20 protein-coding genes are annotated in these 24,860 nt (G+C 51.6%); 6 read left to right on the forward strand and 14 right to left on the reverse strand.

Annotated features, from left to right (window positions below):
- Nucleotides 1-8: 8 nt before the first annotated feature.
- The 12 genes from BW972_RS14485 to BW972_RS14540 all read right to left on the reverse strand — a co-directional run bounded on the left by BW972_RS14485 (nt 9) and on the right by BW972_RS14540 (nt 15,904).
- Complete coding sequence (locus BW972_RS14485; protein ID WP_076422645.1) at nt 9-1,226, reverse strand: glycosyltransferase family 4 protein; 1,218 nt, start codon at nt 1,224-1,226, stop codon at nt 9-11.
- A gap of 84 nt (nt 1,227-1,310) precedes the next feature.
- The gene (locus BW972_RS14490) at nt 1,311-2,846 is read right to left on the reverse strand and encodes a lipopolysaccharide biosynthesis protein (RefSeq protein ID WP_083674187.1); all 1,536 of its coding nucleotides are present in this window, start codon (nt 2,844-2,846) and stop codon (nt 1,311-1,313) included.
- Between the two features lie 103 nt (nt 2,847-2,949).
- Nucleotides 2,950-5,322 (reverse strand): GumC family protein, encoded by a 2,373-nt coding sequence (locus BW972_RS14495; RefSeq protein WP_076422647.1) that lies wholly within the window; start codon nt 5,320-5,322, stop codon nt 2,950-2,952.
- A gap of 9 nt (nt 5,323-5,331) precedes the next feature.
- Nucleotides 5,332-6,105, reverse strand: a complete 774-nt coding sequence (locus BW972_RS14500; RefSeq protein WP_007657643.1) for a polysaccharide biosynthesis/export family protein — start codon at nt 6,103-6,105, stop codon at nt 5,332-5,334.
- A gap of 497 nt (nt 6,106-6,602) precedes the next feature.
- On the reverse strand, nt 6,603-6,815 hold the full coding sequence (locus BW972_RS14505) for a hypothetical protein (protein WP_007657645.1): 213 nt from the start codon (nt 6,813-6,815) through the stop codon (nt 6,603-6,605).
- Nucleotides 6,816-6,987: 172 nt separating this feature from the next.
- Nucleotides 6,988-8,244: a sensor histidine kinase gene (locus BW972_RS14510; protein ID WP_083674188.1), complete on the reverse strand. Its 1,257-nt coding sequence runs from the start codon at nt 8,242-8,244 to the stop codon at nt 6,988-6,990.
- A 43-nt stretch (nt 8,245-8,287) separates the two neighbouring features.
- Nucleotides 8,288-9,667, reverse strand: a complete 1,380-nt coding sequence (locus BW972_RS14515; RefSeq protein ID WP_076422649.1) for a sigma-54-dependent transcriptional regulator — start codon at nt 9,665-9,667, stop codon at nt 8,288-8,290.
- Between the two features lie 56 nt (nt 9,668-9,723).
- Nucleotides 9,724-10,905 (reverse strand): ABC transporter permease, encoded by a 1,182-nt coding sequence (locus BW972_RS14520; protein ID WP_007657648.1) that lies wholly within the window; start codon nt 10,903-10,905, stop codon nt 9,724-9,726.
- Nucleotides 10,902-12,143 carry an ABC transporter permease gene (locus BW972_RS14525; RefSeq protein ID WP_007657649.1) on the reverse strand — a complete coding sequence of 414 codons (1,242 nt, stop codon included), beginning with the start codon at nt 12,141-12,143 and terminating at the stop codon, nt 10,902-10,904. The genes BW972_RS14520 and BW972_RS14525 overlap by 4 nt, the downstream gene beginning before the upstream one ends.
- 2 nt (nt 12,144-12,145) lie before the next feature.
- Nucleotides 12,146-12,850 (reverse strand): ABC transporter ATP-binding protein, encoded by a 705-nt coding sequence (locus tag BW972_RS14530; protein ID WP_007657650.1) that lies wholly within the window; start codon nt 12,848-12,850, stop codon nt 12,146-12,148.
- Between the two features lie 221 nt (nt 12,851-13,071).
- Nucleotides 13,072-14,538, reverse strand: a complete 1,467-nt coding sequence (locus BW972_RS14535) for a TolC family protein (RefSeq protein ID WP_076422650.1) — start codon at nt 14,536-14,538, stop codon at nt 13,072-13,074.
- 121 nt (nt 14,539-14,659) lie between these two features.
- Nucleotides 14,660-15,904, reverse strand: coding sequence for an efflux RND transporter periplasmic adaptor subunit (locus tag BW972_RS14540; RefSeq protein WP_076422651.1), 1,245 nt, complete (start codon nt 15,902-15,904; stop codon nt 14,660-14,662).
- 288 nt (nt 15,905-16,192) lie between these two features.
- Here BW972_RS14540 and BW972_RS14545 point away from each other — a divergent pair, with 288 nt between their 5' ends.
- The 6 genes from BW972_RS14545 to rluF all read left to right on the forward strand — a co-directional run bounded on the left by BW972_RS14545 (nt 16,193) and on the right by rluF (nt 23,431).
- The gene (locus BW972_RS14545; protein WP_143732096.1) at nt 16,193-17,146 is read left to right on the forward strand and encodes a hypothetical protein; all 954 of its coding nucleotides are present in this window, start codon (nt 16,193-16,195) and stop codon (nt 17,144-17,146) included.
- 81 nt (nt 17,147-17,227) lie between these two features.
- A complete protein-coding gene (locus BW972_RS14550; protein WP_076422653.1) occupies nt 17,228-18,355 on the forward strand; it encodes an OmpA family protein in 1,128 nt (375 codons plus the stop codon).
- Nucleotides 18,356-18,522: 167 nt separating this feature from the next.
- On the forward strand, nt 18,523-20,301 hold the full coding sequence (locus tag BW972_RS14555; RefSeq protein ID WP_076422654.1) for an aminopeptidase P family protein: 1,779 nt from the start codon (nt 18,523-18,525) through the stop codon (nt 20,299-20,301).
- A 112-nt stretch (nt 20,302-20,413) separates the two neighbouring features.
- Nucleotides 20,414-21,343, forward strand: a complete 930-nt coding sequence (ctlX, locus tag BW972_RS14560; protein WP_007657659.1) for a citrulline utilization hydrolase CtlX — start codon at nt 20,414-20,416, stop codon at nt 21,341-21,343.
- Nucleotides 21,344-21,417: 74 nt separating this feature from the next.
- Nucleotides 21,418-22,329, forward strand: a complete 912-nt coding sequence (locus tag BW972_RS14565; RefSeq protein WP_076422655.1) for an AEC family transporter — start codon at nt 21,418-21,420, stop codon at nt 22,327-22,329.
- 91 nt (nt 22,330-22,420) lie between these two features.
- Nucleotides 22,421-23,431: a 23S rRNA pseudouridine(2604) synthase RluF gene (rluF, locus tag BW972_RS14570; protein ID WP_076422656.1), complete on the forward strand. Its 1,011-nt coding sequence runs from the start codon at nt 22,421-22,423 to the stop codon at nt 23,429-23,431.
- An 85-nt stretch (nt 23,432-23,516) separates the two neighbouring features.
- Here the strand turns inward: rluF and BW972_RS14575 are convergent, their stop codons facing one another.
- Entirely contained in the window at nt 23,517-24,176 is a 660-nt protein-coding gene (locus BW972_RS14575; RefSeq protein ID WP_007657665.1) for a hypothetical protein, read from the reverse strand.
- A 59-nt stretch (nt 24,177-24,235) separates the two neighbouring features.
- Nucleotides 24,236-24,784 (reverse strand): CopD family protein, encoded by a 549-nt coding sequence (locus BW972_RS14580; protein WP_007657666.1) that lies wholly within the window; start codon nt 24,782-24,784, stop codon nt 24,236-24,238.
- Nucleotides 24,785-24,860 lie beyond the last annotated feature (76 nt).

The raw sequence follows: 24,860 nt of genomic DNA on the forward strand, positions 1-24,860 counted from the left end.
TACTGCAGCTATTTGGCAGTGTGTATGGTGTTACGGTGTAAACTGTCTTCAGGTTCGTACTGTGTGTTGTCAGGCTGAATGGGTCTGCCCACTATGTCGCTGTAGTAAGCCAGGTGCTTGTCTATGATCACGTCCTCAGAAAAGCTGGCACGGGCAAAGGCACGGCCTTTCTCCGTCATTTCCGCAGTCAGTTGCTCGTCCTCCAGCAGTCGCAGCAGCGCAGCAGCTATGTCGTCGGGCGACTCCACATTGCAGAGCAGGCCAGCCTTACCGTGGTCGAGCAGATCAGGTATAAAACCGCTTTTGCTGCCGCCTATTACAGGCGTGCCCCCCACCATGGCCTCCAGAGGCACCATCCCAAACGACTCTTCCCGGGCGGGGTGAAGCAGCACACGCGCATGCACTATTTGCTGGTACACTTCATCGAAAGGCAGCGGGCCTAAAAAGCGCACGCCTTCAGTCAGTCCATTGGCTTGGGCATACTGCTGCGCCAGGCCGCCTTCCTCCATGTCTACTCCTATTAAATGATACGCCAGTTCGGGATGTCTGGCCCGCACCTGAGCAAAGGCATGGAGGGCATTCTGCACATTTTTGCGGTGTGTAAAGCCCTGCACAGCTGTAGTGATGTAGTTACCCTTGATCAGCGGCTCAGGGATGCTCTCCTCCAGTTCGCTTGTGTAGAAGTTGTCGATAATGCGCGTTTTTTTCTGTGTGCGCCTTGCCAATTGGTTATAGGTATAGGATGAGTTGGCAATAAGATGCTTCGCCTTCGAGACTACAATGGAGTTGATTAACCAGCGCACCACGCGGAACATATCCGGAATGTTAAGCAGAATCTGAAACGCAACGTCGTGAAAACTGATGGCAGTTGGCTTTCCTGTTTTTAAGGCTGCCCAGGCATATTCATAGCTCCAGAATGCACTGATAAATTCAGCCGGATGAGCTACCATCATCTTACGAAGATCCTCTACCTCAAAAAGAAAGAGGCGACGGCCAGGCTGCGGTTTCTGGCGGCTAATGCAAACCTTGAGGTTGCCGCTCTCCAACACCATTGGCTCCGCAATCTCGGTTGAGTTGGTATAGGCAATTACTTTAAAGCCTCTTTTCAGCAATGCATTGATGAAATGCGAAGTTAGAGGAAACGCATTGGTCTGAGGTAAGTTTTTAATTTTAAGGTCCCAGTTAAGTATTTGCAAATTAACGGGTCCGGCTACTCCTATAGTCATTTGGTTTTGTCCTAAGGTTATTTAGTGTGCATTAGGTCTGACAAGGCTGGCTAACCGTCGACACATCTTTCATTTATACCTTGTTTATACATGCTCAGTTTCTTTTACCAAACTCTTTCTATATCGCATCAGCATTCTTCCATAGTAGGAGGTTGGATTGTCCTGTACGCCCAGCTTGGAAAAGATCATATGCAGCTGTTCCTTGAGTGCACTGTGCGGGAAGAGCAGTATCATAGCAAGAAATACAAAGGCACCCGTGATCATCTGTGCCAGCAGGATCACCAGGTGCGGCAGCTCCATGCCACGCAGCAAGGTGCTCATCAGGTATACAACTACAGCTACGACAGCGCCATTCAGTAAGCCTGGCAGGTATACCCGCAGCTGCTTCCAGTATGAGAGGTACAGTATTTTCTTCATCAGGGTTTGGTACATGCCGATCCGGATGAGCTCGCTGATCAGCAGCGCAAAGCCGAAGCCTACCAGGCCATAATCTTTCAGTAGAAAGAATAAGCCGCTGATCACAATGATCAGGGTTATCGTGATCACAATCTTCCAGTTAAGCACAGCCTTGGCATCGCACACAATGCCGGCAAACATGGTGATGAAGCTAAGCGGAATAGCCAGACTCAGCACCTGCAGTACAGGAATAGCTTCGCCCCACTGGTCGCCCAGCACCACGTACACGATCTCAGGTGCCGCAATCATTATACCCAGACAAACCGGTATGATCAGGGTCGCCAGCAGGGTGGTGCTGGAGAGGTATACCTTGGCCAGTTTGTCGGTTTCGGATTGCAGCTTGCTGAACGAGGGAAAGACAACACGGGATACAGTGCGTGTCAGGTTGTACATGGGCAGGTTGACGAGCATAAAAGCCCGGTTGTAGATACCCAGTCGGTAGGCACCAAATACGCGGCCTATCAGAAGTGTGGCCAGTTCAGTGTAGATAAACTCAAAAAAACTGATGACAGACATTTTGCTGCCGTAGGCGAGCAGGGCTCTGTAAGCCTCCCACCGTACGACCGGCAGTACATTGTGACGCGCCATGACGTACGCCCCCAGTGCCACCAGTGCCTGCTGTACCAACGAGGCATACACAAGGCTCCATACCCCAAAATCCAGCCACGCCAGCAGGATGCCCACTCCCAGGTACGACACCACGTAAGAACCCGTTTCCACGATGCTCAGTGCCTTGAATCGCATGTTGCGCTGCAGTAAGCTGGTCGCTGTGGCCGACACGCCCCCGACAACAAAAGCCAGCGCCATGACACGCACAATGGGCACCACTTCCGGCATGTCGAAGATCAGGGTGGCATAAGGCGCAAGCGCCCAGGCCAGCACCGTAAATACAGCACCCAGCAGGGCGGAGGAGGTGAACGCTGCCCGGATGTTCTCAGTGGTCAGTTCTTCTTTCTGGATGATGGCCTGGTTCAGGCCCAGATTGGCAAAATAGTAGCCAAAGCGCAGGATAACAGCTGAAAGGGCGACCAGACCAAAGGCCTCGGGAGCGAGTAAGCGAGCCATAGCCGAGGTATAGCCAATCTGCATCACGGCATTGGCAATGGTGCCAGCCGAGCTCCACTTCAACCCACTAACCGCCTTCGAAGCTAAATTTTTACTCATGTATAGGTTCAGGTAATCGTGTCCTTCTCAAAAAAGGTGCTGCAGGAATCTGCATCCCACAGCACCTCTAAGATCAAGCGCACATGTAAGTATTGCTTAGGCGCTATACGTAATAGTAGCTGCCTTTTTTCTTGTATCCGTACTCGTAGGTGTTGTTGTAGTCCAGGTCATTGATCACCATGTAGATGTTCTTCAGCTTTCGGGCTGCGTACAGCTCGTTCACCTGTGTGAGCATGTCCTTGCTGGTGTACTTGTGCTTCACTACATACAGGTTTACGTCCATGTGCTTCATCAGGATAAAGTACTCAGCCACAAATCCGATTGGTGGCGTATCGATCACCACATATTCGTACTGTTCCTTCAGCTTGGCGATCAGCTCGGCCATACGCTTGTGCTCCAGCAGCTTGATGGCATTGTCAGGTATAGGACCGCAGGAGATAATATCCAGGTTCTCAATATCGGTTTTCTGAATCACTTCTTCCAGCGGCAGTCCCTGGCTCAGGTATGAGGAAAGACCAGCTGCGTTGTGCGTGTTGAAGTACTTGCTAAAAGTAGGCTTGCGCATATCCGATTCGATCAGGATGGTGCGTTTGCCTGCCATGGCCATTTCACTGCTCAGGTTGACAGAGGTAAAGGTCTTGCCCTCGCCTGACACCGATGATGTCACGCCTACTATCTTGAAGTCGGTTTCGGACATCAGGTACTGCAGGTTTATACGGATGGACCTGAATGACTCGGCAATGGCAGAGCGAGGATTGTTTTTCACGGCCAGCTTGTCAGCCTTGGTGCCATGCGCGATCACACCCAGGAACGGAATATTGGTCACATTATTCAGGTCGTTCTTACCCTGTATAGTATTGTCTACGTTGTCGAGCAGCACGATGAGGGCGGCAGGGATGATCAGGCCCAGTATGAAGGCCAGCATAAAGATCATCTTCGGCTTCACGTTCACCGGCCCGGCTCCCCACATGGCGGCCTTGTCGACTACTTTTTTGTCGGTGGTGTTTGTAGCCAGTGCAATAGCCGCTTCAGCGCGTTTTTCGAGCAGGAAGTCATACTTCTTGTTCACAAAGTCAGCCTGGCTCTGCAGTTCCATCAGGCGACGCTCGTTCTCAGGTACCTTTGCAATGCTGGACTCCAGCTGGTTGATGCGCTTGTCTACGTTTGCAATGGAGATGTCTGTAGAGCGCACCAGGTTGCGGATGTTCGCAATGATGGCATTGCGTGTACTTTTAATCTCGCTTTCGATCACCCGGATGCGTGGGTTTTCGGCAGTGGCACTCACACTATAGGAGGCTTTCTGCTGGTTCAGACGCGAGAGCTCGTTGAACAGGTTGGCCAGGTTAGGGTTCTGTATACCTGCCACGGCCGGCGACACAGCCTGTGTAAAGCTTTCGTCGTCTTCTATCTGATCAAGCACCGTCACGTAGTACTGTTTCTCAGTGGTCAGCTTGGACCTTTCCATCTCCAGCTGCGCCATTTTTTCATAGCTGATGTTCGACTGCATGTCGATGTTGGCGATGCGGTTGGTAGAGCGGAAAGTAGAAAGCGCCTGCTTGCTCTGACGCAGCGAGTCAGTCAGGGTTGCGATCTGGCTATCAATGAATTCCAGTGTTTTCTGGCCATTCATGTTTTTCTCGTCCAGGTCACGCTTCACGTAGGTTTCCATCAGCGTATTGAGGAAGAGAAGCTCCTTTTGTGGGATAGTGCCCTTGGTGCTCAATTCCAGAACACGTGCCTCACGCTCAATTGGCTTGACATGCAATGTGCTGGCATACTGGGCCACCTGGCTTTCCATGCTGTTGAGCACGAAATAGTGCTTTTTAGCGTCAATCTTGTCATCAGGATTGGCTCGCTCAATCGTAAAGCTCAGGTATTTGTCTTTGTAAGGCTTGCCGAACTCCAGCACTTTAGTATAATCTACCTCAGTAATGATCTGCTCAACGGTATGCTTTCTGAAATCATACAGAGGAGGAGTTTCAGCCTTTACAGTCAGTTCGTACTCTTTGTCATTCAGCACACGCACCTCCAGCGGAATGTCCACGAGTTGGAGCGAGCTGGTATCAAGGCGTACCACGAATGGAGCGTTTTCGTACTGCTCCTCTTTAATAAGGTCTAGCCCCGTATTGAGCCAGTGGCCAGGCACTTTATAGTACGACACCGAGAAGTCGAGCTGCTTGAGGGTACTACGAATCATGTCGGCTGAGGTCAGAATGCCGATTTCATCTTCTACTTTGATTCCTTTGTTCTGTACATCCAGCAGGTTCAGCAGTTCCTGTGCTTTCTTAGAACCGGTATGCTGATCTCCCAGCAGGAGTGTTGACTTAAAAGCATAGATGCGGGTAGAGCTTTTAACATAAACATAAGCCCCTGCCATCGCCACCAGTACAAAAGCCAGAAACAGATACCATCTGGTTCGGAACTTGAAAAGCCAGCTACGCAGATCTATTTCGTGCTCTTTATTTTTTCGTTTCATGGAGGATTCTTACTTAAAATAATTCAGGATAACTGCCGCCGTAGAAATAACCCCCAGGGCAATGGTGACCACGTTAAGCGACACCAGGTTGTCGCGTTTAACCTGCGCAACGGACGGCTCTACATACAGCACATCATTGGGCTGCATAAAGTAGTATCTAGATTGTACGATATTCGGGTCTTTAAGGTCAAGCAGTACTACTTCAGATCCACCAGGGGTCTGGCGCACCAGCTTCACGTTCTCGCGGGCAGCACCGCGTGTCAGGTCACCCGCCATGCCGAGCGCGTCGAAGAGGGTTGCCCGCTCGTTGTACACGAAGTATTGGCCCGGACGGTTTACTTCGCCCAGCACACTTACTCTGAAGTTGATGAGCTTCACTACTACGGTAGCGTTGGTGATATAGCGGTCTACGTTGCGTTGAATCAGCTCCTGGGTTTGCTGCAGGGTAAGCCCTGACACTTTCACTTTGCCCACATTAGGAAGATTCACGTTACCTTCATCGTCCACGGAGTAGCCGCTCAGAAACATAGTACCCGGATCAGCAAAACCGAAGGCGCTTGAGGGGGGCACGATGTTGTATATATTGGATATTTCAGGTTCTAAACTCTGCACCTTAATAGAAAGCACATCGGCAGGCTGCAGCTGGTAAGGCTTGTAGCTGGTTTGCATAGAGGTTGCCGCTGTTTCTTTCAGGTTCTCATTTTGCATGTATACGAGCTCCTTTTTGCTCAGGCACGAAGAGGCGCTTATCAGTAGGAGTAGAAAGTATACGACTCGTCTCATTTGTTTTGGTTAGGGTGTTGTATATGGTGAAGATTGTGTAGAGGCTGCTCATTTACAGCACTCCGGGACTACATACTGCTTAAGAATGGCAGTATGCATACCCAAAAAATTGTATCAGCCATATATACTATAGGAGCCGCAAAAAGATTCTGATTTTAGAAAATATTATGTGATTTTAATGTAGTTATTACTTGTGTTGTGTTTTAAGTAGCTGACAATTAATATTTTGTGTAATGCAAAAAGTTTGTGAATTAAAATTGGAGAAAAGCAGTGATGAAATTGGAGCGTTAAATTAATATAACTATATTATAAGTAAAGTGCAATTAATGTATAGGAAGGGGTGAATTAGAGAGAGTAAATGAACGGGGAGACAAGGTAGTAGGTAACCGGTGTTACTTGCAGACAGAGGGGGGCACAAAACAAAACCACCTATCCTATACACAAGGTATAGAAAAGGTGGTTTCGATACATATATAAAGGGTATATAGTATGCTTGACTATTCAATCCATTTGGTACGGCGCTGTTTAGCGCGGGGCTCAGGCATCTGGCGATGTTTCAGCTTATCAGATGTTTTGCGTATCAGCTGCTGCGAAAATCCTTCGGCATGCTCAATGATTCCACCTTTCAGCTTCCAGCCTTGCGGAAATAATACGGCAACCTCTGTTGCCAGTGTTTCGAGGTTAGGGGCTACTACTATATTGTATTCCATCTTTTGAGTAAATAAACAAACTATAGAACTAATATAGTGGATTATAACATAGGTTGTATGCTGGTGGCTACGGAAATTTAGTGAATGGGGTTACATTCAGAATAAAATTTAGATGATTATTAAAATGATTCAAAATAAACATAGTGTTTCGACGCTTTTTGCTGGATTAGTTCTATTTGGCTCCTTCCGTGGCGAAACGTATCCTGAAAGAGGTGAGCTTATCTTCATTTGATTCGAGCGAAAACTGGAAGCCGTGGCTCAGCAAAATCTCCCGAATCATGGTCAGGCCGATGCCCTGCCCGGTTTCTTTCGTGCTGAAGAAAGGCGTGAACAGCATGGGGCGGACGTGATCAGGTATACCTTCGCCATCGTCGGTGATTATCAGGCAGGGCGGTTCCTGCTGCAGCTCCACCCAGATGTTTCCTTCTGACTTCACGGCCTCCATGGCATTTTTGAGGATGTTGAGCAGGGCCTGTTCTATTTGCTGCTCGTCCATAGATATGCAAAGGGGGGCAGCGGGAAGCTGTAAAGACAGGGCGATCCGTCGCTGCTCCAGTTGGGGAAGCATCAGCCGTTCGAGCCGCTTGAGTAGCACCTGTACCTGCACTGGCTTTTTAGAAGGAGCGGGGAGGCGTACGACGTCTGCAAAGTTGGCCATGAACCTGCTTAGGTTGGTATTACGGTCGATGGCAACCTGCAGGGCGTAAGTAAAATCTTCGCGGTGTTCCTCGTCTATCTGTGGGGTATAGTACTGCACCGAGTCCAGGATCGAGTTGATAGCGCCGGTAGAGTTGTTTACTTCATGCGACATCATCCGGATCACTTTTTCATAAGCCTGTCGTTCATTTTTGATAATAGCTTCAGTTAGTTCCTCCAACATAATAAAGGCACGCTGAAAGCCGCGGTCGATAAAGTAGGCCCGGTGCGCCCTGAACGTGCGAATGCCATTGAGGCGGAAAGTATAGGGCTGGCCGGCCTGTACCTGTGTCAGCTCACGTGCCCAGGTATTGGGCAGTGCCTCCAGTGCGATGCCCTGCAATGTGTGGCCAGCCAGACTCAGGTAACGCTCGGCGGCGGGGTTGATGCTTTCGATGCGGTCATCAAAGTCAAGGAGGATGATGCCGGCAGGAGAGGCTCTGATGATTTTCTCGAGCAGGAAGCTTTTTTCGGCCTGCGCCACCCGTTCCTGCCGCAGCTGCTCGATCATGCGGTTGTACACGTCTACCAGTTCATCCAACTCCGGCTGCCCTACCCGCACAAATTTGGTAGAAAAGTCCTTGTCACGGATGGACTCTATACCTGCCCGGATCAGGTTGAGCGGTTTAAAGAAGGCAAAGTACAGGTTCACCGTTATCACCACGGAGATCAACACTAGCACTTCCATACCTATAAACAGCAGCTTGTTCTCCTGCAGCAGGAAATAAGCCATAGCAGCTAGAAGGCAGTGTACTGCAACCGCAAAAAGGATGAACTTAGTCCTGAGATTCATAGGGGATGCCAAACTTTTCGAGGCGACGGTAGAGGGCGGCCCTGCTCAGGCCCAGTGCACGCGCTACTTTGCTCACATTGTTGTGGTAATAGGCCATCGACTTCCGGATCATCGAGGCTTCGATCTCGTCCAGCGTCATGGTACCCACAGCCGGTAGGGCTTTGTCACCAGCCTTCACAGGGCCCTGCTGCACCTGCGCCTGGAAGTCATCGGCGCTCAATACGTCGTCTTCGGCTACCAGCACAGTGCGCTCCACCAGGTTTTTCAATTCCCGAATGTTGCCCGGGAAAGAGAGCTCCTTTAACCAATGCAGCGCTTTGGGGCTTATCTCCAGTTCAGGCCGGTGATAGGTCTTTTTCATGTTCTCCACGAAAAACTGTACCAGCAGCGGGATATCATCCGGGCGCTCGCGCAAAGCAGGTATACGCACCTTGATCAGGTTGATGCGGTAGAAGAGGTCCTCCCGGAATTTGCCTTCCTCCACCATTTGCTCCAGGTTGCGGTTGGTGGCGCACACTACCCGAATGTCGAGTTTGCGGGAGCGGCTGTCGCCGAGCACTTCGTAGGTGCGGTCCTGGAGCACGCGCAGCAGCTTTACCTGGCTGTTCATGTCCAGCTCACCGATCTCGTCGAGGAAGATGGTGCCCTTGTTGGCCATCTCGAAACGACCTACCCGGTCGGCTTTGGCATCGGTGAAGGCACCGCGCTTATGGCCGAACATCTCACTCTCAAACAGACTGGCTGAAATGCCACCCAGGTTTACCTTCACGAAGGGTTGGGACTTGCGGAGGCTGTTGCGATGCACGGCCTCCGCTATTAGTTCCTTGCCCGTACCGCTCTCGCCCTCGATCAGCACGGAGGCATCGGTTGGCGCGATCTGCCCGATCCGCTTCAGGATCTGCAGAAGCTGCGGGTCCTGGCCTACGATGTTTTTGAAGTCATATCGCTGGTCCAGTTTTTTGCGGGTTAGGGCTTCGTCTTTTACGGGTGCCTGCTGCGACAGACTCAGGGCTGTGCGCACCGCCTGCACCAGGTAATCGTTACTCCAGGGCTTGGTAATGAAATCGGCCGCACCCAGACGCATACCCTCCACCGCCAGACTAATGGAGCCCCAGCCCGTGATCAGTATAACAGGTAGCTGCGGCATTCGTTGCTTGAATGTTCCCAGCAACTGTAGCCCATCATGACCTGTGGTTTCGATGGAGAAGTTCATGTCCATGATCACGAGCTGCAAGGGATGCTGCTGCGCTATTGCGAGCGCCTCGCTCGGGGAAGCGGCCTCTTGTGTTTTAAAGCCGTGCTGCTTGAGCAATATGCTCAAAGAGGCACGAACCGCTACATCGTCATCTATTATCAGGATCATGGAACTGGAGCTGCTAAATCAGGTATAAAGATAATTTTTTCAGGTATAAATTGCTATTACTCTTCGTGTAGGGCGATGGCAGGGTGGATGGTTGCTGCTTGTCGGCTAGGGTAGAGGGCACAACCAACTACCAGTATATAGATAACAACCACGCTAATACCCAAGGCTAAGAAGTAGACTACTGATTCAACCTCAAATACCTGTAGCAGCGGAAACTGTACGGCAAAGGCCACACCTAGCAGCAGACCGAAAGTAGCCAGCACCAGTACCTCGCCGATAAACTGCCGGTATACCTGATTGGCCGAGGCGCCCAGCGCCCTGCGAAGTCCGATCTCGCCGTTGCGGCGGCTGATATTATACCACAGTACCCCAAATAGCCCCAGGGCCACATTAAGGATCAGAAAGCCGCAGACAAGGCCCAATGCAATCATGGGTACCATCGTGAGCTTTGATTTATTCTGACGCATTTTTTCCAGGGTCGCCACTTCCAGGGTCCAGTCTTTGCCTATACCTGAGATCTCTTGCACCATCTTTTCTTCAAACGCCACTCCGGTTCCAGGCTTCACCCGGATCAGGAGCTCACCCCAAAAGGACTTGTCACTTTGCTGCAGGCTGATCCGGGTGAAAAAGGCCGGACGCTCGGCGGAGTACTCGCTGTAGCCCCGGAAGTGGTCCACAATGCCCACCACCTGGTAGTTCACCGAGTCATTTTGGGGTATGAGTTTACCCAGTGGCTCTTCTTCACCGAACAGCTGCCTTTGCATTTCGCGGTTTATCACAATGGGCTTGTGGTGGGCGGCATTGTCCTCGGGACCAAACCAGCGGCCCTGGCTGAGCTGTACCTGCAGCACATCCTCGTAGTCATCGTCTACTTCGTAGTGGTCTGCCTGCGAGCTTCTCTTGTTGCCGTACGACAGGTTATCCGTCATTTGGCTAAAGGCAAAAGGGGCATTACTGTTTGTGAGAGCGGCATGCGAAACCTCAGGGTAGGCACGCACCTGCTGCACCACCTGCTCCAGTTTCTGGTGGTTGAGGGCGGCGGAGTCGGCGCTGGGACGCATGGTCAGCAACCACACATTGTCGTGCTCGAAGCCAAGGGGCTTGGTATAGTTGCGCACATTGTACACGACCAGGCTCATCACCCCGAAGAGTACCAGGAAGCAAAAGAAGATTTCGGTCATGAGCAGGAAATTGCTCTTTTTGCGGTTCCAGATCAGTTTAAATAAGTGGCGTATCATTTTGAACCTCCTTTCAGTGCCTCTACGGCATTTAAGCGTGACATTTTATAGGCCGGATACACTCCGGAAATAAGACCGAAAACCAGGCAGAGCAGCAGACCAAAGGCAAACACACGGATGTTGAGCCCCAGGTTTGCATAGACGATAACGCCGCTGTCGTTGATCAGCCAGAGCACGCCCGCCGACAGCACAAAGCCCAGCAAGCCCCCAAGCAGTGTCAGGAAAATGTTCTCGATGATAAACTGCCCGATAATGGTGGAAGAAGTGGCACCGAAGGCCTTACGCACGCCAATCTCCGAAGAGCGCTCCATGATGCGACTGATGTTGATGTTGACCAGATTGATAGTAGGCAGCAGCATGAACAACAGCGCCAGGACTGTCATGATCACATATAATATACCTATGCCGGAGTCTTTGCCATTGCTCAGGAAGGTGCGGGCAATGCTTTCCAGAAACGTATCGGGGTGGGAGGAGAGCGTCGTGCCTTTCTCTGTTTGCTGGCGTTCCACCTCCTGCATGATGCCCGCATACTCCTCTTTTATTTTTGGTACGTCGGCAGCCGACCTGGCTTTAATAGTGGCAAAGTAGGTGCCCCGGAGGCCAGGCCTGCTGAACTCCTGACTCTTCATGGTGATGGGCACCCATACATCGGCGTAGGAGTGCAGGCGCAGAGCCGGTACATCTTCTACCACGCCTACTACCTTGTACCGTACCTGGTCCACCACAATGTGCTGTCCCACAGCTTTATCTGTGCCGAAGTACTGCTTGCGGGTGTTTTCGTTGATCACGGCCACACGGTTTGCACCCCGCACATCCTGCTCGCTAAAGCCATTTCCTTCCAGGAAATTGAACTCAAGAATATCCCAGAACGCACGGTCTGTGTACTTGATATCCAGCGCAAGCTTACGGTTGTTGATGTAACTGTTTACCTGGAAGAACATGGAGTTGATAGACACCATTTCCGGTGTTTGCATGGTGCGAACATGCTGGTCGAGAAAGCGGTAGCTTGGCGGACCGCTGCTCGAAAAGCCTCCGTCGCGTTGCTCACGCATGATGTTTACAAAAAGCAGCTTGTCAGTTTCACGCTCCGGCATCTGCGGTCCGAAGGTATGGTCGAAAAGTGAAGAGGCCACCATGAGCACCAGCAATGTAAAGCTGATGCCGAAGAGGCTAATGAAGGTAAAGAACTTGCGTCGCAAGAGCACCTTCCAGGCTATTTTGATGTAATTCTTCAGCATGGCTATACCTTTTGATAATCGTAAGCATTGGTTTTCGCATCAGACACCTGCTGGCCATCGAAGAATCGGATAAGGCGCTCGGTCTTCTGGGCCATGTTCTCGTCGTGCGTTACCATCACGATGGTGGTGCCATCCTGGCGGTTCAGGTCGAGCAGGATGTTCATGATCTCTTCACCCATCACAGAGTCGAGGTTACCGGTCGGTTCGTCGGCCAGGATGATCTCAGGTTGACCAATCAGGGCGCGGGCTATGGCTACCCGCTGGCGCTGTCCGCCCGAAAGCTGCGTAGGGTAGTGCTTGGTGCGGGCACTGAGGCCTACTTTTTCAAGGGCTGTGAGGGCCAGTCTTCTGGTTTCAGCTGCCGATGTGCCGCTGCGGTAGAGCAGCGGAAGCTCCACATTGTCGAGCACGCTCAGGTCATTGATCAGGTGGTAGCTTTGGAACACGAAGCCGATTTTCTGATTGCGGATGTGTGCCAGTTCTTTGTCCCTATACCTGCTGATGGGGTTTCCATCTATCTCCACTATACCATTGGTCGGCTCGTCGAGCAGGCCCATGATGTTTAGCAGTGTGGACTTGCCGCAACCCGATGGCCCCATCACCGACACAAACTCCCCCTTGGGTATGTGCAGGTTGACGTTGTGCAGCGCTACCGTCTCAATCGTCTTGGTCTGGTAGACTTTTTCGATGTTCTTTAACGTGATCATAGTTTTATACCTTGGTTCTAATATCGATTAAATTGTTGAATTGCTGATTGTTAATTGCTGATTGTTGGGTGCACGATTAACCCACCCCTGGCCCCTCCTTTTGTCGAGGGCCCCTATCCCCAGAGGGGAATCTCGTGCACGATCCGAGCACGTCGCCACATGGCCCTACAGCTATACCTCTCACATTTTCAAATCTTCAAATTCTCAAATCTCCAAAACACTCATTCACTCATTTCAATCACCTGCTGTTGCTCAAAGTCAAATAGCGTGAGCTGTCGCAGGGTATAGTGGGCTGTCCAGAACGCACTGAGGGAGGCGATGTGGGCACGGCGGGCCTGGTCTTTTTCGGCCAGGGCGATGTTGAGGTCGGTGATGCTGATGCGGCCGATCAGGAAAGTGTTGCGGGCGATCTCGTACCGTTCCTGTGCGATAGCATCGGCTTCGGCAGTGGTGGCGATGCGGGCTTTCAGGGTGTTGTATTGGTTCACCTGCGTAAGCACGGCTTGTTCGAAATTAGCGTCTTCCTGGTCCACGGTATACTGCACCAGTTGCTTGTTCAGCTCCGCCACTTTATAAATAGAGCGTTGCCGCCCCCAGTCCATGATCGGCATGCTGAAGCCGATGCGGGCCCGCTGCTGGTTTTCGGGGCGGGTGTAGATGTCGGTGAAGGAGGCGCCGCGGTTGGTGAGGCCGAAGGTGGCAAAGAGACTGGCATTGAAGCCATTGTCGCCGTGTGCTTTGGCCATCAGTGCTTCTGCCTCCAGCAGTCTTCTGCTGAAGTTGATGCTCTCTTTGCGGTTTTTGCGGGCCTCGGCCAGCGCTACCTCGGCCAGCACGGTGGAGGCAGGTATGCCCTCTGGCGTGAGCAGCTCCAACTGGTCTGTCTCTTTCATGCCGATATAGGTTTTAAGGGCAAGCGCCGCAGTCTGCTGGTCGAGGGCGGCCTGTGCCATGGCCAGCTCAGCGTTCAGCACGGCCAGGCGCAGCTGCAGCAGGTCGTTTTTGGAAAAGCGGCCGAGCTTATACTTCTCCTGCGCAATCTGGTACAGCGTGTCGTTGCTCGACTGATTCTGGCTGGCGATACGCTGGTTTGTCTGGGCGAGCAGCAGGTCAAAGTAAAGCCTGGTAGCGTTCACGGCTATCTTTTCGCGCTCCTCCAGGTATTCCCGCTGCGACTCCTGGTAGCGGAGCGGCTCAATCTTTTTGGCCCATGACAATTGGTTGTAAGCAAACAGCGGCTGCTCTATACCTATGATGGCTGGGTTGCCGTTGTAGCGGGTCTGCTGACGGTCAAAATCGTCGAAGCGCTGCATCAGCGACGTGACAAACACCCGTCCACCAGTTGGACTCACCACCTGACTCAGACTCAGTCCAAGTTCGGAGTTGTTGATCGACACAGGCTTGAAGTCGGTGGTGCCGTCGGGCTGTGTTACGGGCATGATGGTGCGGCTGAAATCGGGCAGAGTACCGGTGAGGCTGAGCTGCGGCTTATAGTCGGACTTGAAGCTGCGCCACTGCCAGTAGCTGTTTTCGCGGCTGGTCTCGGCCTGACGTGCCGCTGCCGACTGCTCCTGCGCCAGGGCGATCACCTCCTGCAAACGCAAGGTGCGCGTCGCAGGCTGTGCTATACCTGGCAGACAGGGCAGCAGCGTCACAAACAGCAAACAGATTTTGTATAGTTCTTTCATGGTTTTATTTGCATTGCACGGTTCTGTATCACCACACACGTCTCACAAATTCTCTCTAGGCAAAGGGCTGACAAACAAAAGGCTATAACTCCCAAAATCTCAAACTCCTAAACTCCCAAACTCACTTCACTTTCACGTTGTCGAGGTGCTGGTAGTCAGCCAGGTCAGAGATCACCACTTGCTCGCCAGCTTGCACGCCGCTTTCCAACTCCACATAGTCCACATTGCTCACTCCGATTTTAGCATCTCTTCTTATCAGTTCGCCGTCGCGCAGCACGTATACCTGAGGCTTGCTGGCGGTTCTGAAGTAGGGGCCATTCTTCACGCGCAGTGTGTTCGGTTTGGAGACTGTGTGCACATATACATCCACTCTCAGACTCGGGCGCAGCAACTGGTGCGCTTTCTCTTCGAGGACTACAAAAAAAGTGACGATACCATTTTCGACCGTGGGTTTGATGGAGGCAATGCTGCCCTTTAAGTTGGTGTCGTTGATGCGCACCACCACGGTACTACCGACACTGATCTGGCTGGCGAAGGCATCTGAGATAGTAGCCTGCACGCGGTAGCTGCTCAAGTCAGCGAGTCGGGCAATAATGTCGCCTGCATTCACGTTGCTACCGATCTCGTTTTTCACCCAGGTAATGACACCTGGCTGTGTAGCACGTACCTCGGCCTGTTCCATTTTGCGCTGCAACTCCTCAATTGAGCGGCTCTGCATGGCCAGGGTATAGCGCAATTCCTGTTCATCAGCTTTGAGGAGCTGTCGCTCTGTTACGATTTCATGCTCTATTTGCTCCAGTTCCTGCTGTGCGATGCGGAGGTTGAGTTCGGCCTGCTTCACACTTTCCTGCGTACCGCCTCCGATCTTGAGGAGATATTGCTCATCATCGAGCTGCGCCTGCAGGCTTTTTACCCGCATGCGCTTAATTTCCAGCTGCGAGGCCAGGGCGTTTAGTTTCTTTTCAAGGTTGAGGTTGAGCTGCACCGTTTTGTGACGGCTTTGTTCCTGCTCGTCTTTGAGTTTATCGTAGGCCAGCTGGGTATAGGACCTGTCGAGCAAGAGGATCTGGTCACCAGGCTGCACCTGCTCGCCAGTGCTATGCACCACCTGCTCGATGCGTGCCTGAATGGGGCTGGTGATCACCTGTTCGTGCTCCGGCACCACCGTGCCTGAAGCAGTGATGGTGGCTACTACTGGTCCTTCCTCTACTGGTGCCGTACTAATTTCTGAAAAGTTGATGCTGGGGCTAATCAGGCTTCTGAATCCGAAGATGGCTACTGCTATAAGGGCAGCGGCTATACCTATTTGCCAGATGCGCTTCCGCTTCTGGGCTTGTCTGGTGCTGGCTGATAATTCACGATCCATAGTCTTATGTGGTGTATTGCTCGTGAGGGTATAGCCAATTTAGATGCCAGTAATGTATGTTATTGATTTACAGTTATTTGTGGTTTAAAAATTTGATTTTTAGGAGGCTGCACCTGTTCAATATTGAACAGTTTGTGCGGTTTTGTGAGGGCTATTTCTCATGATTCAAAATAGATATAGTATTTTATCTATTTTAAGTATATTTGAGTTAAGCTAGCCTCAATACACTTGCCTTAAAACCCATAATTTTTAGAAAAGATGAAAGCAAACCAAATGCTATACCTAATAGTGGCGCTGTTGCTGCTGGCTTGTAGTGAGAAAAGGGTGCAGGAACTGACTGCGACAAGCACAGCTGAGCCTGTAAAGCCAACTGAAGTTGCCGGAGCGCTCACAGAAGAGGAAATGGAAGATTTGAGGCAGAAGTGTGAAGAGTATTACGCGTCCCTCACTGTGCATGACTCGGTGCGGATAGCTTACCTTGATAGGTTACTGGCAGATAAAGGAAGGAAGCTCACAGCCAATAACAGACAGTTTCTGATGCAGCTTAGGCAACAGTTTGCAAACAGTGACCCTAAACAGCCCCGCCTGACGATCGAGCAGGCGCTTTTCCCGATCTTTAGGATTCCGGATCAAAGACTAGGGATTATCGGGCAGCCCGTGCCAGATATGGGCTGGCCAATGGAGTACACGGATTTGTCAGCTGAAAAGGCTTTATTGAGTAAATGGGTTGATCTTGAAAAAGGCTATTTGGACTCAACCAGAATGCTGCACTTTCCTGAAGCACTGAATTTACTATACCCGGCAGGTAAGCCACGGTTTTATCTTTACACGACCAAAACTACCGGCCAATCCCGTGTTCAGGACCTAGGGCATTATCAGAATGAATGCGCTGACTACTATCACTATACCTTTGATGAACAGGCACTGCAGACGGGAGATGAAGTACTTTTTGCCAGCAGACTTCCGCTGGACCTGACTTATGAAAACAATCCTGCTTTTGATAGCTGGTACAGGTCCAAGCTAATGCCAGACTGCGCCGACTGCCCCAGCAGCCACGACAAAGCCATATCTTTTGCAAAACTGACCGGCACTGAAAATCTCTATTTTATGTATGCGGATGCTTTTCCAAGTAATCGGGAACTGTACACTCCTTTGCGTGCATTGGTGGCGAAAGGAGAGAATGGGAAATGGATAGAACTATGGTATAGCGATATTGATAATTTCGGCTGCAGCTGTTTGTAAGGGTTTCCTACCCATGTTCAAATAATAGGGCCAATTCCGTATGGGCTATACCTTCCGACTTTCTGCCCCGTAATAACGGAAATGAAAGCGATGCTGCTATACTTTCTTTTCAGCTTATACCTGAGTCAGGGTGTGGCGCAAAACCTGGTGCGAAACCCCAGCCTCGAGGAAATTAAAGGTGGCATCATTGGTTTCAGGGGCGTGAGCGGTACGCCCGATATAGCGTCCGTTGAGGGTAAAGTGATCATGTATCCGCCTTACTTCAATGCGTATCGCTCCGAAACGCCCAGCAGGCAGTTAACGAACATCGCTTTCGGAGAGGTTTGCCTGTGCCAGTGGTTCAGCTATGGTGCCAGCGAACTGACGCAGGCAGAACTGACTCGCCCACTCCAGAAGAATAAGGAATACCTGGTCTCACTCTATACCATTAAAGCCTCTACCATAGAGCCGCCCATAAGTGAGATCACCGTGCACTTCTCCAACAGGCCCATTCGATCAACCCGCCAGGTATACGGCCTCAAAGAGCATCCGCTTACCGGGGTCAGTATACCCTACCTGTCCTTAAAAGCCACTCCGGCTGGCCCACTGGCGTCGCGGCAGGTATGGACAAAAGTTAGCACCGTTTACAAGGCCAAAGGAGGGGAGCGCTTTCTTGTTATCGGCAACTTTATGGAAGCTAATGCAGCGGCACTCCAATCCATGAACCCCGAAGAGGAGCAGGAAGAGAAAGGCAGCAAGACCAAAGGCACCTACTACTGCTACGACAACATTATTGTGGTGCTGCGGTCTGGAGCAGAGCAAGAAGAAGCACCCTCCACAACTGCTGCAACCGCCAGCAGCAGACAGCCTGCCCCTTTTACCATTGGCGAAACCATCACCCTCGAAGACATTAATTTCGCTTCGGGTGATCATCACATACTGTCTGTCGCCTACCCCATGCTCGATTCGCTGGCGGCTTTTATGAGAGAGGAGCAGGAGACAGTGGTGCGTATTACAGGGCATACTGATGATGTTGGCTCAGATGAGGATAACCTGGCGCTTTCGGTGCGCAGAACGGAGGCTGTAAGGGAGTACCTGACAAACAGTGGCATTGCGGAAGACAGGATCTCGACAGAAGGGTTTGGTGAAAACATGCCAAAAGTAACCAACGACACCGATGAGAACCGGGCCCTAAACAGGCGGGTGGAAATTAAGATATCTCAAAAGTAGAGACAGAGGCAGTAGTGCATCACCTTGTGCAACGACGTGCAGCTCTGGGAGTTTCGTAGCTACCGTAGCTACTATCTTTCTCCCATAAACCTATCAAACCCGGTGCGCAACTGCGCATTTCTCCCCATCTTTCCTTAATTTGCCTCTTTCACTAAGCCACATAAACTATGAGTCATAAAGAAAGACTGGCTGCTATACGCCAGCAGATGAAAGAGCAGGGGCTGAGCGCCTACATCATTCCTTCCGCCGATCCGCACATCAGCGAATACCTGCCTGACCGCTACAAGTGCATTTACTTTGCGTCCGGCTTTACAGGCTCGGCAGGCACCCTGGTGATCACCCAGGATTTTGCCGGCCTCTGGACCGATGCACGCTACTTTGTGCAGGCCAAAGACCAACTGGCAGGCAGCGGCTTTGAGCTCGTGAAGCTGCAGGCGCAGCAAGCACCCGAATATATTGGCTGGCTGGCCGACCGTTTGGAGCAGGGTGAAGTAGTGGCTTATGATGCGAAGCTGATCTCAGTTGGTTTGGCAGAGCTGCTGGAGCAGGAGTTGACCCCACTCGGTATAGAGATGGCCACGGACCGCGACCTGCTGGATGCCATTTGGGAGGACCGCCCCGAGCTGCCAACTGCCTCCGCCTACCTGATAGGAGAGGAGACTACCGGTCAGTCAACAACTTCAAAACTGGAAGCACTGCGCAAAGCCCTCAAAAAGCAAAGAGCCGACTTCCACCTGATCTCGTCCCTCGACGATATGGCCTGGCTTTTCAACATACGCGGCTCCGACGTGAAGTGTAACCCGGTCGTGCTGAGCTTTGCACTGATCAGTCAGGACAATGCTGTTTTGTTTATAGACCAGGCAAAACTGAGAGAAACAGATAAGAAACAACTGATGGCCGACGGTGTGGAGCTGCAGCCATACGAGATGGTGGATCGCCTGCTTGCCGAACTGCCAGCCAGCTCTTCCATCCTGCTCGACCCGAAACGCAATTGCTATGCCCTGTACAAGCAACTGCCAGCTGAGGTGCGCGTGATCCAAACCACCAACCCGACTACCTTCTTAAAGGCCATCAAAAATGAAGTGGAGGTAGAGAACACCCGCAAAACGATGGTGAAAGACGGTGTGGCCTTGACCCGCTTTTTCAAATGGCTGGAAGAGAATTTGGGCAAAGAAACCATCACTGAGCTATCAGTTGCCGATAAGGTGCTGGAGTTTAGGGCAGAACAAGAGGGTTTTGTTGGCGAAAGCTTCGATACCATTGCCGGCTACAAAGCGCATGGTGCCCTGCCGCATTATAAAGCCACACCGGAGAGTGATGTAGAGCTGAAGGCCGACGGTCTATTCCTGCTTGACTCCGGCGGACAGTATACGACGGGTACTACCGATATCACCCGTGTAGTTTCATTGGGCAACCTCACCGAAGAAGAAAAGATTGACTATACCCTGGTGCTGAAAGGCATGATCGACGGCGCCACTGCCCGCTTCCCAAAAGGCACGCGCGGCTACCAGATCGATGCCATCACCCGCAAACCCCTCTGGGACTATGCCCGCAACTACGGTCACGGCACCGGCCACGGCGTTGGCTTCTTCCTGAACGTGCACGAAGGCCCGCATGTATTCAATCCGTCGCCTACGCCAGTTGATATCGAGCTGGGCATGATCACCTCGGTAGAGCCGGGGCTTTACCGTCCGAATCAGTACGGCATCCGCATCGAGAACCTTGTACTAACTATACCTGACGAGGCCAATGACTTTGGCGAGTTCTATACCTTCGAGCACCTGACTTTAGCGCTGATCGACACGGCTCCGGTGAAAAAAGAGCTGTTGGATGAGCACCAGATCAAGTGGCTGAACGACTACAACCAACTTGTGGTAGTCAAGCTCGGACCGCAGCTAACAGAGGAAGAGTTGAACTGGCTGCAGGAAAAGGCAAAAGCGATTTAATTGTTGATTGCTAATTTTTAAACCAGCTATACCTGTGCAAGGTATAGCCGGTTTTTTTACGCTTATCACTTTCCTCCATTTTCTAGTATATTTGTAAAACACCTGTACCACCATGAAACAAACCACCAGCACCATCCTCATGATCGAGCCGACGGGCTTTGCTTATAACCCGGAAGCAGCTGAAACCAATAGCTTTCAGAGAGAGCTGCAGGACTTCACACCCGGACAGGTGCAAGACATCGCTCTGCTGGAATTTAAAAATGCTGTAACGGAGCTACGAAATCTAGGCGTGGAGGTAATCACGATTCGTGACCCTGAAAACGCAGGTACACCTGACTCTGTTTTTCCAAACAACTGGTTCTCTACCCACGCAGAAGGGCAGCTGGTAACATACCCAATGGCATCGGCCAGCAGACGAAACGAACGACGCGAGGAGGTCATTGAGCAGATCAAGCATGCCTGCCAGTGTGGGGAGCATGTGATGCTGGAGTTTTTTGAAGAACAGGAAACACCTGTGTTCCTCGAGGGGACGGGTAGCCTGGTGCTCGACCGTGTGAACAAAATAGCCTATGCCGCGGTGTCGCCTCGCACGAGCCTGGTGGCGCTGCAGCATTTCTGCGACAAGCTGGGTTACGAAGCGGTTACTTTTGAAGCCTACGGACCGGCTGGCGAACTGATCTATCATACTAATGTGATGATGTGTGTGGGTGATACTTATGCGGTGGTGGCCCTGGATGTGGTGGACGAGCAGGACCGCGAGAAGCTATATACCAGCCTGAGCGGCAGCGGCAAAGAGATCATCAAGATCAGCAAAGAGCAGACTCACCAGCACTTCGCCGGCAACATGCTGCAGGTGGAGAACCAGCAGGGAGAGCGCATTCTGGTAATGTCGAAAGCAGCTTACGAAAGCCTGACCCAGCAGCAGTTGGAGCGTATGCAAGCCCATAACGAGCACAACCTATACCTGCCCATCCACATGATCGAAAAGGCAGGAGGTGGCAGTATCCGGTGCATGATCGCAGAGCTGTTCCGTAAGCGATAATTTTTCCGCTGCACCATACCCTATACCTGCCACCGTATACCTAGCTTTGCGGTTTCATTTATACCTGAGCCTGCATGAGCAGTATCATCTTACTTTTTCTTTGCCTGATCGTGGGGGTGCTGCTGCGCCGGGTGCCGGCTTTTCCGAGCACGTCGCCGGTGGTGCTCAACCAGTTTATTATTCATATTTCGCTTCCGGCACTGGCGTTGTACGCTATACCTGAGGTGGAACTGGATAGTACGGTTTTGCTACCTGTGGGCGTGGCCTGGATCTGTTTTGGGGCGGCTACGGCCTTCTTTTATACCTTGGGCAGGATCTATGGCTGGTCTAAGAAGCTGATCGGTTGCCTGATTCTTACTGCCGGACTCGGCAATACTTCTTTTGTTGGCTTCCCGATCATCGAGGCGCTGTACGGCAAGCAGGGGTTGCAAATAGCCATCCTCGTCGACTTGCCCGGTACCTTCGTGGTGGTTTCGACGCTAGGGATAGCCTTGGCCGCTTACTTCTCCAAGGGACAGCCGGACTTCAAAGCCATCGGCCTTAAAATACTGACTTTCCCGCCATTTCTGGTATTTGTGATCGCTTTTGCCATGAATGTGGCCAACCTGCATTTTTCGGATGACCTGAAGGATGTTTTCAATCGTCTGGGCAGCACGGTAACGCCGCTGGCACTGGTTAGCGTGGGCATGCAGCTGCGCATCGAGCGGAAAAGCAAACATTGGCGTTTCCTGGCAATTGGCTTAGCGTTTCAGCTAATATTGGCGCCGCTACTGATCTACGTGCTCTACGCATTGGTGCTCGGCATGCGCGGCCCGGTGGTACAGGTGAGTATACTGGAAGCAGGTATGGCACCCATGATCACGGCTTCTATAGTGGCTATTTCTTACGGCCTCAAACCCCGGCTGGCCTCTATGATGGTGGGCTTCGGGATACCACTTTCCTTTATCACGCTGGCCGTCTGGTACCTGCTGGTGCAGGGGCTATAGGGATAAGCGGTTAGCTATTCCTGAAGTTTTCTCGTTATTTTACAAGTATAAACACACGGCCGACAGGTATAGACTACGGCCATTTCAGATTATGACACAACACACATCCGACGGCATCCGCTTAAACAAGTTCATTAGCGACGCAGGCATCTGTTCCCGTCGCGAAGCCGATAAACTGATAGAGCAGGGGAGGGTACTGGTGAATGGCAAGCCGCCCGAAGTCGGAGCCAGAATTAAAGGCAAAGACAAAATTCAGGTAGACGGCAAGACGCTGCAATGGAACCAGGTGGCACCCGTATACCTGGCTCTCAACAAACCGGCAGGTATAGAGACGACCACCGACCTTTCCCAGCGCGACAACATCATCCGCTTTGTCAATTACCCGGAGCGCATCTTCCCGATCGGTCGCCTCGACAAAGACTCTGAAGGCCTGATCTTTTTGACCAATGACGGCGACATCGTGAACAAGATTCTGCGGGCCGGTAACAAACACGAGAAAGAATACATTGTGACGGTGGACAAGCCGATCAACGAGGATTTTGTGCAGAAGATGAGCAGTGGCGTGTCGATACTTGGCGTGAATACGAAGAAATGCTTTGTAGAGCAGTTGGGGCCGAATAAGTTTCGCATCATCCTGACGCAAGGGATGAACCGCCAGATCCGCCGTATGACAGAGGCATTGGGCTACGAAGTGCAGACCCTGCAGCGTGTCCGCATTATGAATATTACCCTGGCAAAGCTCCCGCTAGGCCAGTGGCGAGAGCTCACCGAAAGCGAGATCGACATGTTGCAAAGCATGGTGGCTGATTCCGTGATGACAGAGGAAGGTTCCATTGGAAAGAAAAAGGCAGCATCCAGCCAGTCGCAAACTTCACAGCCAGCTCGCAAGAAAGCATCTTCGGGTAGCAGACCGCCACGAAAAGAAGGCGGCGCGGGCAAGAAAAGCAGTTTCGGAGCAAGCGACTCCAAAAGTGGAAGAGGCCAGCGGGGTGCCTCCAAAGGGCCGGGGGCTAAGAAGTCAGGAGGGAAGAGCAGTGCAGGTTCCAGAGGGGCCAGCAGAAACACCCCGGCTGCCAAGGGCGGCGGACGAAAGAGACGTTAGGCTACTGGCTATCATGACAAGCCGGTGCATCAGGTATAGGTATAAGACCTAACTGATGCACCGGCTTTTTTTATTGAATTGGTATTTACTGATTGTCTTCTTCTTCAGCGTCTTCCTCCTCCGGATAGGCGTTCAGTTTGATCTTTTCGATCTGCAGGTAGGTTTTGAACTGATGAATCAGCTTGTCCATCTCCTTTTCTTTTTGTTGCAGGGCGTCTACCTCTTCGTCTGATGTTTGCAGCACCGGGCGCAGACGGCTTAGACTATCTTTCATCTGTGCCACGGCATCTTCTGTATGGTTGATCACGTCCTGGTTTTGCTCAGCAGCCATAGCCAGTTGCAGCTGACCGATGTACATTTCCAGAAACTCCACCATATCCCAGGGGTTGTTGGGGCGGTTCCAGGTAAAGGCCGTATTGCAGCGGCGGCACTTGTAGGTGTTGCATTTCCAGCCGTGCTCGTTCGTAGTGGAGCCGGTACGCTTTAGCATATCAGCTTTGTTGCACTTCGGGCACTGGGCATTGTCCTCGATGATGTTGAGCAGACGCTCCCGCTTGTCCATGATAGCGGTGCGGTTGGCGGCATGCGTGATCAGCTGCGTCTCAAGATTCTCGCAGGCGGCTGTCATTTGCGTATGCTCCGCGCTGAGTTCGCCCTCCTCCATCAGTCGCGCGGCACGCTTGCTAAAAAAGCGTATCAGTTTGATCAGTTCTCTCTCGTTGGGCTTCAGTGCGGGTTGTTTCATGTATCAGGTGTTTGTTCAAAGTTACAAAATCCATGGCAAAGCACGAATTGTTCAGTAGTTTAACGCGCCTGCTTCGCTTCCCGGGTGCGCTTGTAGATGCGAATGGCCAGCATCAGCAATGCCGAAAACACCAGCAGACCCACAATGCCCCACACCATGCTCAGCGCACTTTTGAGCACTACTAAAAACACAATGGAGATCAGGAATACCGTGGCTACCTCGTTCCAGATGCGCAGTTGTGTGGAGCTATACTTGATGATGCCGCTCTGCTGTTGCTTGAAAATACTGTGACAAAGGAAATGGTACGCATATAATCCTGCCACGAAGGCCAGTTTCCAGATAAGCCAGCCCGGAAAAGGATCGTAGAGGCCGAGCGTGATTACAATACTAGTACCAAATATAAGCGTAAGTACAGCCGATGGCCAGGTAATGCCATACCAAAGTCGCTTCTGCATGATGCTGAACTGGTTCTGTAAGATACTGCGTTCCGGCTCCGGCTTCTCCTGCGCCTCAGCATAATAGATGAACAGGCGCACGATGTAGAACAGGCCGGCAAACCAGGTAACTACAAAAATAATATGCAGGGCTTTGAGGTATAAAAAGGACATAGACCGTTAGGTGCTGTTTCGGCAAAGGTACATAAAAACAAAAGTCCGGCATACCTTGCGGTACCCGGACTTTGCT

Source organism: Pontibacter lucknowensis, assembly GCF_900156415.1.
Lineage (GTDB): Bacteria > Bacteroidota > Bacteroidia > Cytophagales > Hymenobacteraceae > Pontibacter > Pontibacter lucknowensis.

Coding starts and splice junctions, on each gene's coding strand:
- BW972_RS14500 (WP_007657643.1), bottom strand. CDS start 6,105: ATGAGACGAGTCGTATACTTTCTACTCCTACTGATAAGCGCCTCTTCG.
- BW972_RS14505 (WP_007657645.1), bottom strand. CDS start 6,815: ATGGAATACAATATAGTAGTAGCCCCTAACCTCGAAACACTGGCAACA.
- BW972_RS14575 (WP_007657665.1), bottom strand. CDS start 24,176: ATGAAACAACCCGCACTGAAGCCCAACGAGAGAGAACTGATCAAACTG.
- BW972_RS14565 (WP_076422655.1), top strand. CDS start 21,418: ATGAGCAGTATCATCTTACTTTTTCTTTGCCTGATCGTGGGGGTGCTG.
- BW972_RS14530 (WP_007657650.1), bottom strand. CDS start 12,850: ATGATCACGTTAAAGAACATCGAAAAAGTCTACCAGACCAAGACGATT.
- BW972_RS14495 (WP_076422647.1), bottom strand. CDS start 5,322: ATGAAACGAAAAAATAAAGAGCACGAAATAGATCTGCGTAGCTGGCTT.
- BW972_RS14580 (WP_007657666.1), bottom strand. CDS start 24,784: ATGTCCTTTTTATACCTCAAAGCCCTGCATATTATTTTTGTAGTTACC.
- BW972_RS14490 (WP_083674187.1), bottom strand. CDS start 2,846: ATGAGTAAAAATTTAGCTTCGAAGGCGGTTAGTGGGTTGAAGTGGAGC.
- rluF (WP_076422656.1), top strand. CDS start 22,421: ATGACACAACACACATCCGACGGCATCCGCTTAAACAAGTTCATTAGC.
- BW972_RS14550 (WP_076422653.1), top strand. CDS start 17,228: ATGAAAGCGATGCTGCTATACTTTCTTTTCAGCTTATACCTGAGTCAG.
- ctlX (WP_007657659.1), top strand. CDS start 20,414: ATGAAACAAACCACCAGCACCATCCTCATGATCGAGCCGACGGGCTTT.
- BW972_RS14535 (WP_076422650.1), bottom strand. CDS start 14,538: ATGAAAGAACTATACAAAATCTGTTTGCTGTTTGTGACGCTGCTGCCC.
- BW972_RS14555 (WP_076422654.1), top strand. CDS start 18,523: ATGAGTCATAAAGAAAGACTGGCTGCTATACGCCAGCAGATGAAAGAG.
- BW972_RS14515 (WP_076422649.1), bottom strand. CDS start 9,667: ATGATCCTGATAATAGATGACGATGTAGCGGTTCGTGCCTCTTTGAGC.
- BW972_RS14525 (WP_007657649.1), bottom strand. CDS start 12,143: ATGCTGAAGAATTACATCAAAATAGCCTGGAAGGTGCTCTTGCGACGC.
- BW972_RS14510 (WP_083674188.1), bottom strand. CDS start 8,244: ATGGCTTATTTCCTGCTGCAGGAGAACAAGCTGCTGTTTATAGGTATG.
- BW972_RS14520 (WP_007657648.1), bottom strand. CDS start 10,905: ATGATACGCCACTTATTTAAACTGATCTGGAACCGCAAAAAGAGCAAT.
- BW972_RS14485 (WP_076422645.1), bottom strand. CDS start 1,226: ATGACTATAGGAGTAGCCGGACCCGTTAATTTGCAAATACTTAACTGG.
- BW972_RS14540 (WP_076422651.1), bottom strand. CDS start 15,904: ATGGATCGTGAATTATCAGCCAGCACCAGACAAGCCCAGAAGCGGAAG.